The sequence below is a fragment of the Blautia sp. AM23-13AC genome (assembly GCF_003435675.1).
Classification (GTDB): domain Bacteria; phylum Bacillota; class Clostridia; order Lachnospirales; family Lachnospiraceae; genus Fusicatenibacter; species Fusicatenibacter saccharivorans.
The window spans coordinates 192,712-209,964 of the sequence record NZ_QTUL01000002.1 but is presented as its reverse complement, the minus strand read 5'-3'; the positions used below and the strand labels follow the sequence as shown (position 1 = coordinate 209,964).

Genomic DNA, 17,253 nt, shown 5'->3' with positions numbered 1-17,253 from the left:
GGAGGAATTGCCATATGATAGAACCAACACCCCATGCACAAAAGAAAAAGCACTCCCGCCAGATGGCCACAAGCTGTGAGTCGTGCGGCAATTTTGTGTATGATGAGGAGTATGAGTGCTACACCTGCGAGGTCGATCTTGATGAGGATGAGATGGCACGTTTTCTGCAGGATAAATTTTACGACTGTCCGTACTACCAGCTCGGCGATGAGTATCGGATTGTGCGGAAACAGATGTAGGCAGGCAATGCGTCCGGTATACAAAGCTGCGGCGTTTGCGATAAAAACAAAAAAAGAACAGGAGGATTTTTACCATGAACAACGAAGTATTAAATGCAATCAAAACAAGAAGAAGCATCCGCAAATACAAAGCGGAGCAGATTACCGATGAGCAGCTCGATGCAATTCTGGAGGCCGGAACGTATGCGGCAACCGGCATGGGAAAACAGTCGCCGGTGATTGTTGTGGTACAGAAACCGGAGCTGATTGCAAAGCTTTCGAAAATGAATGCAGCTGTTATGGGTACAACATCCGATCCGTTCTACGGCGCTCCGACCGTTCTGATCGTGCTTGCTGACCCGGAGCGCGGAACTTATGTGGAGGACGGCTCTCTTGTCATGGGAAATCTGATGCTGGCAGCACATGCCGTTGGTGTGGATTCCTGCTGGATCCATCGTGCAAAAGAAGAGTTCGCGAGCCCGGAGGGAAAAGCCCTCTTAAAAGAGTGGGGACTTTCCGAAAATTATGTTGGCATCGGCCACTGCATCCTCGGCTATCGCGACTGTGAGTACCCGGAGGCAAAAGAAAGAAAAGCAGATTATATTGTAAGAGTATAATCATCTGCGAAAACGGCTCCGGGAGCGGCTGTGCGTTGAAAACACCCGCCCGGAGTCTATATTTTTAACCGAATCAAGCAAGTAGCGAAGCGGATTGCGAATATCCGCTTTGCTAGAGACAACAGAGGAACAGCCATGTATCGAATTATGATTGTAGAAGATGATGAAGTCATCGCCCGCGCCGTGCAGCAGAGCCTGGTTTCCTGGGGCATGGATGCGTTCTGCGTACAGGATTTTTCCAGTGTTCTCGCCGAATTTGCCGTGAAAAATCCGCAATTAGTGCTGATGGACATTCATCTTCCCTTTTTTAACGGATTTCACTGGTGCCAGGAGATTCGAAAGGTCTCGAAAGTGCCGGTAATTTTTCTTTCTTCTGCATCGGACAACATGAACATTATTATGGCCGTTAATATGGGCGGCGATGACTTTATCGCGAAGCCGTTTGATTTAAGTGTCCTGACCGCCAAAGTCCAGGCGATGCTCCGCCGCACCTACGAATTTGCCGGAGAAACGAATTTCCTCGAGCACCGCGGTGCCATGCTCGATACGGGAAGTGGTGTGCTGAATTACCGGGGAAAGCGAATTGAGCTGACAAAAAATGAGTGGCGCATTCTGCAGTCCCTTCTCGAAAATAAAGGAAAAGCCGTCAGCCGCGATATGCTGATGATGCATCTGTGGGAGTCGGACAGCTTTATAGATGACAACACGTTGACAGTCAACGTCACGCGCTTGCGGAAAAAACTGGAGGAGGCAGGACTTACAGACTTTATCCAGACGAAAAAGGGTGTCGGCTACCTGATCGCATGACGGAAGCAGAACAGGAGAAAGAGGATGGAACAACAGAAAGAGGGAATCCGGCAGGAGGTTACACTTCTTAACTGGTATTTGAAAGAGCATCTTGCATCGGCCGTGCGGATTGCCGCTTTTATAGGAGTATTTTCACTCCTCTGTTTTCTGCGCAATGTGCCGCAGGATGTCACCGTTTATATGATCGTGCTGATGGCTGCTGTCGGAGCCACAGGTTTTTGCTTTCATTATGGGAAGTACCGGAAACATCATCTGGTCTTAGCACTCCTTGCCGCCGAACCGCAGGGCAAAACAGAAGCGCTTCCGGAGGCGGACGGGCTTCTGGCGCGGGATTACCAGCAGATCATCGCATCCTATGAGCGGCAGTTTCAGGAAGAACAGATTAAGATGGAGCAGAAATACCGCGATATGATGGAGTATTACACGATGTGGACCCATCAGATCAAAACGCCGATTGCGGCGATGCGGCTGCTTCTGCAGGAGGAGGATACGCCGCTTTCGCGTGAAATGCAGAGCGAACTTTTCCAGACGGAGCAGTATGTGCAGATGGCGCTGCAGTACCTGCGCATGGAAAAAATGACATCGGATCTTGTCTTTGCAAGGTACGATTTGGATGCGCTGATCCGCCAGGCTGTGCGGAAATATGCTCCGCTTTTTATCCGCCGGAAGATTATCCTTTCCTACGAGCCGGTGCACTGCGAGGTGCTGACAGATGAAAAATGGCTCGTCTTTGTGCTGGAGCAGATTCTGTCAAATGCGCTGAAATACACGAAAAGTGGAAGCATTCACATCTATCTGTCACCGGATGCACCAAAAACGCTGGTGATTGAGGACACCGGCATCGGCATTGCGCCGGAGGATCTGCCGCGGATTTTCGAAAAAGGCTACACGGGCTGCAACGGCCGCGCAGACAAGCGGTCAACGGGCATCGGACTGTATCTGTGCCGCCAGATCATGGAGAAACTTTCGCATACCATCCGCATCGAGTCGGAGATGGGAGTGGGAACGAAGGTGTATCTTGGGCTGGATACCGTATCCCTGTAGTACATAGAGAGCTTCGCCGGGAATCTTACAGAAATGTAAGGTTGCCGGTCTTTTTGTAAGATGATCCTAAGGCAGAAGAGGGCGCGGACGGGTATAATAAGCCTTGTCAATTAAGAAAACAGTTCAGACAGAAAGGAAAATGTGACATGGCAATTCTGGAAGTAGAACATCTGAAAAAAACATATACCACGCGCCTTGGCAGCAACCGGGTGGAAGCGTTGAAAGACGTTAATTTTACAGTGGAACGGGGCGAATTTGTTGCAATCATGGGCGAATCGGGAAGCGGAAAAACGACGCTTCTGAACCTGCTCGCAGCACTAGACAAGCCAACCGGCGGACAGGTGCGGTTAAATGGAAAGAATCTCGGCGAATTAAAGGAGAAGGAGATTGCCGGATTCCGCCGCGAAAATTTAGGTTTCGTGTTCCAGGACTTCAACCTGCTCGATACCTTTTCCCTGCGTGACAACATTTATCTGCCGCTCGTGCTGGAAGGAAAAAAATACGAGGAGATGAGTCTTCGGGCAGAGCCGATTGCGAAAAAACTCGGCATCACCCAGATCCTCAATAAATACCCATATGAGGTGTCCGGCGGACAGAAGCAGCGTGCAGCCGTTGCGCGTGCGCTGATTACCAATCCGGAGCTGGTTCTTGCGGATGAGCCTTCCGGCGCGCTCGATTCCCATGCAGCGGATGGCCTCATGAAACTGTTCGGGGAGATCAACGAGGAGGGCCAGACGATTGTTATGGTAACGCACAGTGTGAAGGCGGCCTGCTCGGCGAAGCGTGTGCTGTTCATCAAGGACGGCGAGGTCTTCCACCAGCTGTATCGCGGTTCTTTAGGGCGCGATGAGATGTATCAGAAGATCTCCGATACGTTGACAATTCTTGCGACGGGTGGTGAACGGGATGAATAATCTGCTGTATGCCAGACTGGCAAAAACAAATTTGAGCAAAAACCGTCAGAATATTCTTCCGTATCTGCTGTCATGCATCGGCACGGTGGTGATGTTTTTTATCATGGATACACTGGCGCAGGGAAGTGGCTTTGATTCCATGATCGGAAAAGATACGATCCTGACAGTGATGGGGATGGGAACCTATATCATTGGCCTGTTCGCGGTGATTTTTCTGATCTACAGCAACAGTTTTCTGGCAAAAAGAAGAAAAAAAGAGTTCGGTCTGTTCCAGATTCTCGGCATGGAGAAAAAGCATCTGGCGAAGATCCTCTTTTTTGAGAGTCTGTATCTGTGGGCGGCATCGCTTGGAATCGGTATTCTGCTCGGTGTGTTGCTGTACCGCCTGCTGTTTCTGGTGCTGATGAAGCTGACCGGACTGAACGGAACAATTGGTTTTGCGTTCAGTGCAAAAGCCGTGGGAAGTACGATGCTGCTGTTCGGCCTGACTTTTGTGATCAATTTTCTCTTAAGCCTTCGCCAGATCCACGTCTCACAGCCGGTCGAACTGCTGCACGGCGGCGCGCAGGGTGAGCGGGAACCGAAAACGAAGCTTTTGACGGCGGTTCTTGGATTCATGCTTCTTGGTGTTGGCTATTATCTGGCTCTGACCTGCCAATCCTCGATGGATGCACTTGATAAGTTTTTTAATGCAATCGCTTTGGTTATGGTGGGAACGTACTGCCTGTTTTCTGCTGGAAGTATTGCATTTTTGAAAATTCTGAAGAAAAACAAGAATTACTATTACCAGACACGCCATTTTACAAGCATTTCGGGCATGCTGTACCGCATGAAGCAAAATGCGGTCGGTCTTGCGAATATCTGTATTCTGTCAACGGGTGTGCTTCTGGTTATCTCCATCAGCACATGTCTGTGGACGGGAATTGAGGAGGTTACCTATACGCGGTTTCCACATCAGATTTCGATCGAAGCAAATACTGGCGTGAGCGGCATTATGAAGACGGTGGAGCCGGTCAGTCAGAAGATGATAGAGGAAGTGAAAACTGGGATTGATCAGCATCTGGAAGAAAAGCAGCTCAGAAAAAAGTATGAAAGTGATCAGAGATACTATGTTATGCTTGCTGCTGTAGATAGAAACAAAGTAGAAAAAACACAGTCAGATGATGCTGCGGCGAGCACACTGATAAAAATCATGGAAGAGTCGGAGTACAATCAGGTAACCGGCGAACAGGTAGAGCTGGAACCAGGGCAGGCTCTGGTTTTTCAGGCAAAACAGAAAAATTATGGATATGACACGATTGAACTGGGAAATCAGATGTATGAAGTAAAAAAATGGAATACCGATAAAAAATCGTACATTCTGGATGAGAAGACGCAGGTGTATGAGACAATGACGGTGGTGACGCGGAACCATGAAGCAAAGGAAGCGTATGCGGCTGTGCAGGGAAAGGAGCCAGAAGGATACAGTTGGGAATATGCTCTGGATCTTATCGGGGATGCTGGCGAACAGATCACAGTTGGAGATGAGATTGAGACGATACTGACGGAATCATCTTTTAACGGATGGGTGGAAGTGCGCGAAAAAGAGCGCAATACGGTTTACAGTCTGTATGGTTCACTTCTGTTTTTAGGTGTTTTCGTCGGCGCGCTGTTTTTGATGGGTGCTGTTATGATTATCTATTACAAGCAGGTTTCAGAAGGCTTCGATGACCGAAAACGGTTCCAGATTATGCAGAAGGTCGGCATGAGCCGCAAAGAAATCCGTCAGACGATTCAGTCACAGGTGGTAACGGTCTTTTTCCTGCCGCTCGCGGTGGCCGTGGTGCATACAATGGTAGCGTTTCCATTGACCAGGCGTATCATGGCAATGCTGAATTTCCCGGACAGCAATCTGTTCCTGGCTGCAACAGCGATTACGATTGCGGCGTTTGCCGTGGTTTACCTGATCGTCTATGTGCTGACGGCGCGGGCGTATTACAAAATTGTGGAATAAGAAGATGTACTTTTTTTAAAACATCAGCGCGGCTTTGAAAAAAACTTAACAAAAAACGATGAGAAAAAGACATCCGGCGCAGACGGAAAATCTGTGGAGGATGTCTTTTTTGCTGTTCTATTTATAAATGCCGTTGACGGTAACTTTGAAAAGAGCTTCTTTTCCGTTGAGTTCGTCTTTTCCATAGTCTTCCGGGAAAGTGACGGTTACATCTACGTTGTCGCCCGGGTGATGACCGATGAGCTGTTCTTCAAAGTTATCGATGTAAGTGTGGGAGCCGATCACAAGATCAGCGCCGTTTCCTTTTGTGTTTCCTCCCTGGAATTCCACGCCGTCAATGGAGCCGACATAGTCGATATTGACGGTATCACCGTCCTCGATGGTAAGGGAAGTGTCGGTCTGCAAAGAGGCAGAAGCCGAAGTGGAGGCTGATGAGGCGGATGCGGCCGATGAGGCTGTGGAGGTATCCTCCGAGGCACTTTTGACAGAGAGTCGTTTGGAATCGAGTACGCTGGCAATAATAAGGCCGACGATCACAACGACAATCAGAGCCGGTCCGGCCCAGCTCCAGATCTTTTTGTAATGCGCTACTTTCGCTTCGTGCTCCCGCTCTTTGGCACGCCGTTCCTTGGCAGCTTTTCTGTTTTCTTTGTTCATAAAAAGGATCTCCTTTGCACTTTTACGACTGCAATCGTATTTTATAATATCAAGTATATCATAAAAATATGGTAAAAGTGTGAAAAAAATAACACGATCCAACATTGTCAATGCTCAAAAATGACGATATAATGAGTGCAAGTGAGTCAAATGAAAATTTATTTTCATTTGACGAACGACGAATGTCGCTTACGCGGCAGCGTAAGATTGAGTGCAAGTGAGTCAAACGAAAATTTATTTTCAGTTGGCGAACGACGAATGTCGCTTACGCGGCAGCGTAAGATTGAGTGCAAGTGAGAAAACGCGACGAGTAAGGGAGTGAATAAAATGGATGACTGGAGTAGTTTCAGAACGACGACATCCGAACAGCAGCGCCTCCGGGCTGCACTTTCCGGCTTTTGTGAATTGCAGGATCTTCCGGAAGAACAGCGAGCCGCATATACCGCATACCTGCGGAAACGCATCCGTCCCGCTGTCGAAATGCTGATTCGTGAGGATGATTTTTCAAAGCTGGAACGTATTCTGCAGACCGGATGGCTGTCCGATGCAGACCGAAAACGTTTTCTCAACCTTGCTGCCGACCAGCAGAAATGGCAGGCCTTCCGCATTCTCCTGAACCGGAGCTCACAGGATCCGATGCAGGAGAATACGGAAAGCAGAAAAACAGAAGCTGCGTTTCAAAAAGAAAAGCCCACAAAAGAAAAAGAAGCGCTGGCGCTCCGGCTTTTCGAAGAAGCCCGCAAAAACCTCTGCTGGCTGTACCCGGAACTTGGTGAAGCGATTCTTTTCTTTCAGCATCAGCCATCCGACAGGACAAAAGCCATCACATCCGACGGTCATACGATATATTTTAACTCCGATTTTGTACTCTGCATGTGTGCCGAAAATTCATCGTTCCTCAAGGAAGGCTATCAGCACCTGCTGCTGGAATGCATCCGCCGGTTTGGGAAAGAAACACCGGAGCCGGAAAAAAAAGAACAGCCCCCGGTTTCATGGCTGATGCCGGAAAAAGAAAAACAGTCTCCGGTTTCATGGCTGGTGCCGGGAAAAGAACCGGAACTTATCGAGTCTTTTCAATCAGTCTGGAAACGTGCTTCCCGCAAGTTGGCGGAAAACTACGGCACCGGCGGCCTGCGGCGAGGCCAGAACCGTGGTGGAAAAAAAGAAACCCTGTCCGGGATCGAAAAAAGAGCGTACGATTACCGCCGCTTCCTGAAACGCTTTACCGTTACCCGCGAGGAAATGGAGCTGGATCTCGACAGCTTCGATCCAGTCGCTTACCATTATGGGCTTATGTATTACGGAAATTTCCCTTTCATCGAGCCGCCGGAGACGCGCGAGGGAAACCGTCTCGAAGAGCTGGTTATCGCGATCGACACATCCGGTTCGTGCAAAAAAGAAATTGTAGCAAAGTTCCTTGGTGAGACGCGCAGCATTCTTGAAGAAAAAGAAAACTTCTTTTCCCGATGGAACGTCTGCCTGATCCAGTGCGACAGCTTCGTGCAGGATGTCACGATGATCCATTCACCGAAAGAATGGGAAGCTTACCGTGAAACAATTATCATCAAGGGCCGAGGCGGAACCGATTTCCGTCCTGTCTTTCAGAAAGTGGAAGAGTTGCGGAAACAGCATGTATTCCGAAACTTAAAAGCGTTGATCTATTTTACCGACGGAGACGGAATTTATCCCGAACAAAAGCCCGATTACGAGACGGCATTTGTCTTTGTCAGACAGACCGAAAAAATGAATCTTGTCCCAAAATGGGCAAAAAAACTGCTGACAGAAGAATGTACTCTTTGAACAAAACTGACAAAAAAGCATCTCGCAAAATCAAACACAGAAAGATTTCGAGAGTACATAAAGAGTGCATAAGATAAGAGAGATCATATGAACATACAAGAAGCAAAAGAGACAATTGAAACAGCCCTGCGCGCATACTTTGCAAGAGATGAAATTGGTTTTCCACTGGTTCCCCTCCGGCAGCAGCGTCCCATTCTCCTGATCGGCCCGCCGGGCATCGGAAAAACGGCAATTATGGAGCAGATCGCAGAAGAGTGCGGTGTGGGGCTTGTCGCCTACACGATGACACACCATACGCGTCAGAGTGCCATGGGCCTTCCGGAGATCTGCAAACGTGAAATCGAAGGGAAAACGGTACATACAACGGAATACACGATGAGCGAGATCATCGCCTCGATCTATGACTGCATGGAGCAGACCGGAAAGAAGCGGGGTATCCTCTTTCTCGATGAAATTAACTGCGTCTCCGAGACCCTCGCTCCGGTAATGCTGCAGCTTTTGCAGGACAAAAAATTCGGCAATCAGCACATCCCGGATGACTGGCTGATCGTGGCCGCCGGAAATCCGCCGGAATATAATAAATCTGTGCGGGAATTTGATGTGGCAACGCTCGACCGTGTGCGGAAGATCGAGGTGGTTCCCGAGCTTTCCGTGTGGCTTTCCTATGCAGAGAAAAATCAGATCCACAGCGCCGTGACAACGTACCTTATGGCACACAGTGACCATTTTTATTCTGTTTCGCAGGAAGCGGATGAGAAGCGTTTTGTGACAGCACGCGGCTGGGAGGATTTGTCGGCAGTGCTGAAAAGTTATGAAATCCTGCATTTTCCGGTCGACGAAGCACTGATCGGACAATATTTGCAGGAAGAAAAGACGACGGAGGAATTCAGCTCGTACTACAGGATTTACGAAAAATATGGACAGGATTACGGTGTAGAGGAGATTCTGACCGGTGCATTTTCCGGAAAAATCATGGCAGAAAAACAGAAGATGGCGGCAAATGGTTCCGCAGAAGAGCGATCTGTACTGCTGTCTCTGTTTCATGCGGCACTTCAGAAAGAGGCATCCGGCTGCCAGAAGCAGGAGCATACGGCAAAGGAGCTCTCCGAGTGCTTTCGCCAGTTTACCGGGCTTTGCAGGCAGAAAAAAGATGAGACATACGCATCCTGGCTACAACAGAAAGAGCAGGGATTTGCAGTGTGCAAACAGCAGGGACTGCTGAAAAAGGGCGAGGAAGAAACGAATGCGCGGGTCTTGAAAAAGTTAAAAAAACTCGAGGAGACCGCTAAAAAATGTCGCAAAACCGATTCAGATCAGATGAAAGAGCTTTTTGAAACGGTATGTGAACTGGAACAGGAAAAAGTGGAGAAGGAAGTAAAGAATGTGAAACTGCAGATCCGCCGTGCCGCTGAATTTTTACAGAACAGCTTTCCGGGCGGAGCAGAAGTGGTGCTGTTTGAAGCAAATCTGGCGCGAAGTCCAGCGTTACGGAGCTTTTTGATTGAGAAAAGCATGGATGCCGAATGATAAGCGGCCACTTTGGAAAGGAGAAAAAGATGAATTATAAAATGATCCTGCAGTACGATGGCACGCGCTATAACGGCTGGCAGAAGCAGGGAAATACGGACAACACGATTCAGGGCAAGCTCGAAACGCTGCTGTCCAGAATCGCAGGAGAGCCGGTGGAGATCCACGGCGCGGGCAGAACCGATGCCGGCGTCCATGCGGCGGGACAGGTCGCAAATGCAAAGTTCCATACGGATCTATCCGATGAAGAACTTCTGCAGACAATCAACCATTATCTGCCGGAAGACATCGAAGTCACCAGCCTCGCGCGGATGCCGGAGCGCTTCCACAGCCGTCTGAATGCGGTGGACAAAACATACGAATACCGTATCGTGATCGATGGCAGAAAGCATGTTTTCGAGCGGAAATACGTGTATTTTCCGGAAGCACCGCTCGATGTGGAAAAAATGAAAGAAGCATCGAAAGCGTTTATCGGAACGTATGATTTCAGGAGCTTCTGTGCCAACAAACGTATGAAAAAATCGACAGTACGGACGATTACCGGAATTGATTTCTGCGAGAAAGACGGGATTCTTATCATTTCCTATACCGGAACCGGTTTTCTGTACCACATGGTGCGGATCCTGACCGGAACACTTGTGGAGGCCGGGATGGGAAAACGGGATATCGCATCAATGATGGAGCTTCTCAAAGCAAAAAATCGCGAAAGTGCGGGTTTTCTTGCACCGGCATGCGGACTCCTGTTAAAAGAAGTCCGATATGAATAACCGAAATAATCAGGGCAATGCACCAGCCTTTTTTGCATAAAAAACCGAAAAAAGGCTGTGAATTGATAAATGCAGCATAGAAAAGAGAAAGGATGAGGTGAAAAGCATGTTTCAGAAGAAAAGAAATACTTTTCATGGCGGCGTTCACCCGTACGAGGGAAAAGAGCTCTCCAAGGACAAACCGATTGTCAAAGCGCAGCCGGGCAACTTATTGTATTACGCAGTGTCACAGCACATCGGAGCGCCTGCTGTGCCGACCGTACAAAAAGGCGACCATGTAAAAGCGGGACAGAAAATCGCAGAAGCGGGAGGATTTGTTTCGGCTCCTGTTTACGCATCGGTTTCCGGCATGGTAAAAGGAATTGAGAAAAAAGTTTCCGCGGCCGGTTCTCCGGTGGACTGCATCGTTGTGGAGAACGATGGGATGTATGAAAAAGAAGCATTTGAGGAGTGCCCTCATTGGGAAAAACTCGACGCAGATACGATCCGGAAGAAGATCAAAGAAGCCGGAATCGTCGGAATGGGAGGTGCGGGTTTCCCGACACACGTCAAGGTATCACCGAAAGATCCGTCAGCGATTGACCACATTCTTGTCAACGGTGCCGAGTGCGAACCATATCTGACAAGCGACTACCGCAGAATGATCGAGAAGCCGGAAAAGGTGATCGGAGGTTTAAAAATTATGCTGCATATGTTCCCGAGGGCAAAGGGAGTCATCTGCATTGAAGACAACAAACCGGACTGTATCGTGAAGTTCCGTGAGCTGCTGCTTCCGGAGGATAACATTGAGGTTCTGGAACTTAAAACGAAATACCCGCAGGGTGCCGAGCGTATGCTGATCTATGCAGCAACGGGGCGAAAGGTAAATTCCTCCATGCTGCCGGCGGACGCGGGCTGTATCGTGGATAACATCGATACCGTGACCGCTATTTACCAGGCAGTCCGCTTCGGCGAACCGCTGATGAGCCGTATCGTTACCGTGACAGGAGATGCCGTACAGAATCCGTGCAACTTTGAAGTGCCGGTCGGCATGCTCTTATCCGAACTTTTAGAGCAGGCAGGTGGTCTGAAAAACGAGGCATCCAAGATCATCTGCGGCGGTCCGATGATGGGAAAAGCCCTGTTTATAATGGAGGTTCCTGTAACCAAGACAACATCTGCACTGACCTGCCTCACCGAGGATGAAGTATCTGCGCTGGCACCATCTGCCTGCATCAACTGCGGACGCTGCGTTTCCGTCTGTCCGGGTCAGATTCTTCCGGCCCGCCTTTCCGTTTTTGCGGAGCACGGAGAGAAAGAGAAGTTCCTGAAATACGGCGGAATGGAGTGCTGTGAATGTGGCTGTTGTTCCTTTATCTGCCCGGCAAGACGTCCGCTGACGCAGGAAATCAGCTCAATGCGTAAAGTGCTTCTGGCAAAGAGAAAGAAGAAATAGGGGGATCTTACATATGAATGGATTATTACACGTATCATCTTCCCCACACGCGCGGTCCAAGGTGACGACAGACAAAATCATGTTTGCCGTCCTGCTTGCCCTTGCCCCGGCAGCCTGCGTGGGAGTCTGGAATTTCGGCCTTCGGGCACTGCTTTTGATTGCGATTTCGATGGCAGTCTGTCCCCTGACGGAATATCTGTATGAAAAAGGAATGAAGAAACCGGTGACGATTGCCGACGGCAGTGCACTGGTAACCGGCCTTCTGCTGGCCATGAACATGCCGGTGCAGGCGCCTCTTTGGATGCCGGTGATCGGCGGTGTGTTTGCAATTCTCGTCGTAAAACAGCTTTTCGGCGGTCTTGGCCAGAACATTATGAACCCGGCGCTTGCAGGAAGATGCTTCCTTTTGATTTCCTTCCCGGGTCATATGACCAACTTCGCTGCCCCGGCAGCCGCACATCTTGTGGATACCGTATCCGGTGCGACACCGCTTGCCGCAGCAAAAGCAGGAGAGCAGGTGAATCTGCTGTCCATGTTCCTTGGGAATACGGCCGGAACGATCGGTGAGACTTCCGCACTGGCCCTTCTGATTGGCGGCATTTTCCTTGTCTGCATTCATGTGATTGACCTCAATATTCCGCTCATCTACATCGGAACAGAGCTTTTATTTGCCCTGATTTTCGGCGGCCACGGTTTTGATATCAACTTCCTTGGCGCGCATCTTTTTGGCGGTGGTCTGATGCTCGGCGCATGGTTCATGGCAACCGATTACGTTACCCGTCCGATCACAAAGAAGGGACAGTATATCTACGCGGTCATTTTAGGACTTCTGACCGGTGTATTCCGTATCTTTGGAAATTCGGCAGAGGGCGTTTCCTATGCCATCATCTTTACCAACCTTCTGGTTCCGCTTATTGAGCGCGTGACCGTGCCGGTTGGATTCGGAAGAGGAGGCAAGAAAAAAGCATGAACAAAATTATAAAAAACGCACTGATTCTTGCGGCGATTACGCTGATCGCCGGCCTGCTTCTCGGTGCGGCCCACCAGGTAACCTTAGAGCCGATCCAGAAACAGCAGGAAAAAGAAAAACAGGAATCCTGTCAGAACGTATTCCCGGAGGCAGCTTCCTTTGAAGAAGTAACAATGAGCGATGCAGAACAGGCAGAGCTTACGGCAGCACTGATCGGCCACGGTTTTGAAGCACAGACGATTGACGAACTGCTGCTTGCAAAAGACGCATCCGGCGCGACGATCGGCCTGGTTGAGATCATCTCCACAACCGAAGGCTATGGCGGCGGCATGCAGTTCTCGATGGGAATTGCATCGGACGGAACGACAAAAGGAATCTCTTTCCTGTCACTTTCCGAGACGGCCGGCCTTGGTATGCGTGCCGACACAGACGATTTCAAGAATCAGTTCAAGGATAAAAACGTAGAAGCATTCTCCTACACAAAATCCGGCGCATCCGCGGATGATGAAATCGATGCGCTGAGCGGAGCAACTCTGACAACGAACGCTGTAACAAACGGTGTCAATGCAGGAATCTGCTGTTTTAACTACTGCAACGAATCCGGTCTGCTTTCCGGAGAGGGAGGGAACTCATGAGAAAAGATACGCCGCTGGAACGGCTTTATAATGGTATCATAAAAGAAAACCCGACCTTCGTCATGATGCTGGGTATGTGTCCGACGCTTGCGGTTACCACTTCTGCAAAGAACGGTATCGGCATGGGCCTTGCGACGATGGTCATCCTGACCGCCTCCAACCTGATGATTTCCCTGCTTCGGAAAATCATCCCGGACGGCGTGCGTATGCCAGCATACATCGTTGTTGTGGCATCGTTTGTAACCATCGTGGAATTTTTGATGGAAGGTTTTATTCCGGCACTCTATTCCGCCCTTGGCATCTACATCCCGCTGATCGTTGTAAACTGTATCATCCTGGGACGCGCCGAGGCATATGCTGGAAAACATGGTCCGATCCCGTCTTTATTTGATGGTATCGGCATGGGCCTTGGATTTACCGTCGGCCTGACCCTGATCGGTATGTTCCGTGAGCTGATCGGAGCCGGAACCCTGTTCGGTATTCAGGTAATGCCGAGTGCTTACGAGCCGGTCAACATCTTCATCATGGCGCCGGGTGCATTCCTTGTGCTGGCAATGCTCGTTGCGGTGCAGAACCGCATCAAACGCCAGAAGTCAGAGAAAACCGGAAAACCGGCAGTCCCGGCAGAAGAGACCGGCTGTATGGCATGCGCCAATAAGGCATACTGCCAGGCTGTGAAAGGAAAGGAGGAAGCGAAATGAAAGAACTGATTTTGATTGCCATCGGTGCTGCGCTGGTCAATAACGTTGTCTTAAGCCAGTTCCTCGGCATCTGTGCTTTCCTCGGTGTTTCCAAAAAGATGGATACGGCGGCCGGCATGGGCGGAGCGGTTATTTTTGTCCTCACGATTTCTTCATTTGTGACAAGTCTGATTTACAAATTTATCCTGGCACCGGCAGAACTTGATTATCTGAAAACGATCGTTTTCATTCTTGTCATCGCGGCGCTGGTACAGCTCGTTGAGATGTTCCTGAAAAAGACGATTCCGTCTCTGTACCGAGCGCTCGGCGTTTACCTTCCGCTGATTACAACAAACTGCGCGGTACTCGGTGTGGCACTCATCAACGTACAGAAGGATTACACGATTCTGCAGGGTACGGTTTACGGTCTGGCAACCGCAATCGGCTTTACAATTGCCATGGTGCTGATGGCCGGCCTGCGGGAAAAGATGGAGTACAACGATATCCCGGAGTCATTCAAAGGAATGCCGATCGTTCTTCTTACGGCTATGCTGATGTCAATGGCATTTATGGGATTTTCCGGAATGATCTAGGAGGGATGAAGAGATGAATGGTATTTTAGCAGCCACCCTGATGGTGGGTGGAACCGGCCTTTTGATTGGTATTCTCCTTGGAATTGCCGGAAAGAAGTTTTATGTGGAAGTGGACGAGCGCGAGACGAAGGTCCGTGAAGCGCTGCCGGGCAACAACTGCGGCGGCTGCGGTTACCCGGGCTGTGACGGAGCGGCGGCTGCAGTGGTAAAGGGTGAAGCCCCGATTTCGGTCTGTCCGGTCGGCGGAGCGCCGGTTGCGGCAGCGATCGGTGCCATTATGGGACAGGAAGCCGGAGCACAGGAGCGCAGAAAAGCAGTGGTACGGTGCGCCGGTACGTGTGACGTGGCAAAGAACAAGTATGAATACACGGGTGCAAGGGACTGCTCCTACGCTGGTTTTGTACCGGGCGGCGGTCCGAAGAGCTGCGGAAACGGATGTCTTGGTTTTGGAAACTGCGTGAAGGCATGTAAGTTTGATGCGATCCATATTGAAAACGGCATTGCCGTTGTGGACGGCGAAGCGTGCAAGGCATGCGGTGCCTGCGTGAAGGCCTGTCCGAGAAATCTGATCGACCTGATTCCGTATGAGCAGAGGATCACGGTGAAATGCCGCTCAACCGAGAAGGGCAAGGCGGTGATGGCAGCGTGTGAGATCGGCTGTATCGGATGTAAGAAGTGCGAGAAGAACTGCCCGTCGGATGCAATTCACGTTGTGGACCAGCGCGCGGAGATCGACCCGGCAAAATGTACGGGCTGCGGCCTCTGCGCGGAGAACTGCCCGCGGAAGTGTATTATGGTAGAAAAATAAAAATGAGAAATTCCATGCTGTGGGAGGGAACTTCTGCGGCGTGGAATTTTTGCTTTTCGGTGATATCGTGTTAGCCAATGCCGGGGGTGGCTGGCTTGACTTGAATTTGGGAAAATGATAAACTGAAAGTCAGAAAACGAGGGGCAAAAAGCTAAAAAAATATAAAATGGCAGAAAGGACGGGGCAAAAGTATGACAATGACAATGGATGAACTGATGAAAGTGCTCGATATGCAGGAGGATATTCTGCAGTTTACGCATTTTACAAATGCAGACGCATGGGAACTGGGAACGATGATCCTGATGGAGGCAAGACGGCGCGGAGCACAGGTTGGCATCATGATCCGCAGAAGCAACGGGGAAGTTGTATTCCAGTATTGTGATAACGGCATTACGCCGCACAATGTGGAGCTGATGAGACGGAAGAGCAATTCGGTGCTTCTGACGGAGCGGAGTTCGCTGCAGCTCTACATGGCAGCGACGAATGCGCCGGAGAGCGTAAAACAGATGGTACTGGACCCGAAGGAATACGCAATGCTGGGCGGAGGTTTTCCGATCTGCGTGGAAGAAGTCGGCGTTGTGGCAACCGTAGCAGTGTCCGGCATGGGACAGGTTTCGGATCATGATGTGATTGTGAAATGCATCAGCAAATATTTGCATATCGATGAAGTACCGAGAATCAGAACTGTATGAAAATGATGATTGAAACTAAATTTTGTGTATGATACAATGTCACCGGCAAAAAGACATGACAGTTCCATCAGGGACAACAAAACCCCCGTGAGCGGCAACTCACGGGGGTTGGTTTATGTCAGCAGGTTTTGCATATCTTCCGGCAGTGGTGCGTGGAAGTTTAAGGGTTCTCCGGTGATCGGATGGACGAAGGAGAGCGATGCAGAGTGAAGTGCCTGGCGGGGGAAAGTGCCGGGAGTTTTGTTGTAGAGGGTATCGCCGAGCAGCGGATGGCCGATGTAAGCCATGTGGACGCGGATCTGGTGGGTGCGGCCGGTTTCGAGATTGAGTTCGAGGTGGGAGAAAACGGAGCAGTGCGCGAGGGTGCGGTAATGGGTTACGGAGCGCTCGCCGGAGGCAAAGTCGACGGTGCGCTGGATGAGGGAGCCGTTGAGGCGGGCGATCGGGGCGTCGATGGTGCCGGATGCAGCGGTTTCGCCGAGGGCGAAGGCCTGATACGTGCGGTGGATTTCGCGGGAGCGCATGGCCTGGGAGAGGACGGCGGCGCTTAAGGCGTGCTTGGCGAGCACGATAAGGCCGGTGGTGTCGCGGTCGAGGCGGTTGATGCAGCGGTAGACGAAGGGTTCACCTTTCTGTTCAAAATACCATGCAATGCCGTTTGCCAGCGTATTTTCATAATTTCCAATCGACGGATGAATCGGCGTATCAGCGGGTTTATCCACAACGAGGATGTCGTCATCCTCATACACAACCGAAAACGGAACCGGCCGCGGCAGAATTCCGTCGGAGGGTTCTGTTTCGACAAGGTGCGTTTCGATCACATCCCCGGCGTGCACGGCCTGGCTCGTCCAGGCGCGGACGCCGTTTTGGAAAATGCCGTCCTCTGTGCGTTTTAAGCCCGTAATAATATGGCGCGAATATCCATGCCGGCGGAGAAACCATTCCACAGTCAGATTTTCCCGTTCCTCCTCCGGCAAAACCACATATGTAAACCTGTGTCCCATACACAAAACCTCCGTTTCTATAGCTTTTTTATCGAATGAACCCTGTCATTTCGGGGCAAAATTTCAAAAAGAGACTTTCCCAGTCTTTCGCA

18 protein-coding genes are annotated in these 17,253 nt (G+C 50.2%); 16 read left to right on the top strand and 2 right to left on the bottom strand.

The annotated features are described in order from the left end of the window. Positions 1-14: 14 nt before the first annotated feature. From DW642_RS03390 to DW642_RS03365, 6 genes are all read left to right on the top strand, one after another. Positions 15-239: a DUF6472 family protein gene (locus DW642_RS03390; RefSeq protein WP_117509268.1), complete on the top strand. Its 225-nt coding sequence runs from the start codon at positions 15-17 to the stop codon at positions 237-239. Positions 240-313: 74 nt separating this feature from the next. After that, entirely contained in the window at positions 314-835 is a 522-nt protein-coding gene (locus DW642_RS03385) for a nitroreductase family protein (protein WP_022461381.1), read from the top strand. A gap of 135 nt (positions 836-970) precedes the next feature. Then, entirely contained in the window at positions 971-1,642 is a 672-nt protein-coding gene (locus tag DW642_RS03380) for a response regulator transcription factor (RefSeq protein WP_117509267.1), read from the top strand. A 24-nt stretch (positions 1,643-1,666) separates the two neighbouring features. Next, entirely contained in the window at positions 1,667-2,686 is a 1,020-nt protein-coding gene (locus DW642_RS03375; protein WP_117509266.1) for a sensor histidine kinase, read from the top strand. A 146-nt stretch (positions 2,687-2,832) separates the two neighbouring features. After that, positions 2,833-3,600 (top strand): ABC transporter ATP-binding protein, encoded by a 768-nt coding sequence (locus tag DW642_RS03370; RefSeq protein WP_055219485.1) that lies wholly within the window; start codon positions 2,833-2,835, stop codon positions 3,598-3,600. Next, a complete protein-coding gene (locus DW642_RS03365) occupies positions 3,593-5,593 on the top strand; it encodes an ABC transporter permease (RefSeq protein WP_117509265.1) in 2,001 nt (666 codons plus the stop codon). Before DW642_RS03370 ends, DW642_RS03365 begins: the two co-directional genes overlap by 8 nt. 117 nt (positions 5,594-5,710) lie before the next feature. Here the strand turns inward: DW642_RS03365 and DW642_RS16485 are convergent, their stop codons facing one another. Then, positions 5,711-6,250 (bottom strand): FKBP-type peptidyl-prolyl cis-trans isomerase, encoded by a 540-nt coding sequence (locus DW642_RS16485; RefSeq protein ID WP_330410098.1) that lies wholly within the window; start codon positions 6,248-6,250, stop codon positions 5,711-5,713. Between the two features lie 327 nt (positions 6,251-6,577). Here DW642_RS16485 and DW642_RS03355 point away from each other — a divergent pair, with 327 nt between their 5' ends. The 10 genes from DW642_RS03355 (at position 6,578) to DW642_RS03310 (ending at position 16,157) form a co-directional block, all read left to right on the top strand. Then, positions 6,578-8,050: a vWA domain-containing protein gene (locus tag DW642_RS03355; protein ID WP_117509263.1), complete on the top strand. Its 1,473-nt coding sequence runs from the start codon at positions 6,578-6,580 to the stop codon at positions 8,048-8,050. An 87-nt stretch (positions 8,051-8,137) separates the two neighbouring features. Beyond that, positions 8,138-9,577 (top strand): ATP-binding protein, encoded by a 1,440-nt coding sequence (locus tag DW642_RS03350; RefSeq protein WP_117509262.1) that lies wholly within the window; start codon positions 8,138-8,140, stop codon positions 9,575-9,577. Positions 9,578-9,606: 29 nt separating this feature from the next. After that, on the top strand, positions 9,607-10,344 hold the full coding sequence (gene truA / locus DW642_RS03345) for a tRNA pseudouridine(38-40) synthase TruA (protein ID WP_117509425.1): 738 nt from the start codon (positions 9,607-9,609) through the stop codon (positions 10,342-10,344). 106 nt (positions 10,345-10,450) lie between these two features. Continuing rightward, a complete protein-coding gene (gene rsxC, locus DW642_RS03340) occupies positions 10,451-11,779 on the top strand; it encodes an electron transport complex subunit RsxC (RefSeq protein ID WP_117509261.1) in 1,329 nt (442 codons plus the stop codon). A 13-nt stretch (positions 11,780-11,792) separates the two neighbouring features. Further along, the gene (locus DW642_RS03335; protein ID WP_117509260.1) at positions 11,793-12,749 is read left to right on the top strand and encodes an RnfABCDGE type electron transport complex subunit D; all 957 of its coding nucleotides are present in this window, start codon (positions 11,793-11,795) and stop codon (positions 12,747-12,749) included. Beyond that, positions 12,746-13,384 carry an FMN-binding protein gene (locus tag DW642_RS03330; RefSeq protein WP_022461370.1) on the top strand — a complete coding sequence of 213 codons (639 nt, stop codon included), beginning with the start codon at positions 12,746-12,748 and terminating at the stop codon, positions 13,382-13,384. Before DW642_RS03335 ends, DW642_RS03330 begins: the two co-directional genes overlap by 4 nt. Then, positions 13,381-14,085: an electron transport complex subunit RsxE gene (rsxE, locus tag DW642_RS03325; protein ID WP_022461369.1), complete on the top strand. Its 705-nt coding sequence runs from the start codon at positions 13,381-13,383 to the stop codon at positions 14,083-14,085. Before DW642_RS03330 ends, rsxE begins: the two co-directional genes overlap by 4 nt. Then, entirely contained in the window at positions 14,082-14,657 is a 576-nt protein-coding gene (rsxA, locus tag DW642_RS03320; protein WP_022461368.1) for an electron transport complex subunit RsxA, read from the top strand. Before rsxE ends, rsxA begins: the two co-directional genes overlap by 4 nt. 13 nt (positions 14,658-14,670) lie before the next feature. Beyond that, complete coding sequence (locus DW642_RS03315; protein ID WP_117509259.1) at positions 14,671-15,465, top strand: RnfABCDGE type electron transport complex subunit B; 795 nt, start codon at positions 14,671-14,673, stop codon at positions 15,463-15,465. Between the two features lie 191 nt (positions 15,466-15,656). Then, positions 15,657-16,157, top strand: a complete 501-nt coding sequence (locus DW642_RS03310) for a heme-degrading domain-containing protein (RefSeq protein WP_022461366.1) — start codon at positions 15,657-15,659, stop codon at positions 16,155-16,157. Positions 16,158-16,270: 113 nt separating this feature from the next. Here DW642_RS03310 and DW642_RS03305 read toward each other — a convergent pair whose 3' ends face one another. After that, on the bottom strand, positions 16,271-17,161 hold the full coding sequence (locus DW642_RS03305) for an RluA family pseudouridine synthase (RefSeq protein ID WP_117509258.1): 891 nt from the start codon (positions 17,159-17,161) through the stop codon (positions 16,271-16,273). Positions 17,162-17,253 lie beyond the last annotated feature (92 nt).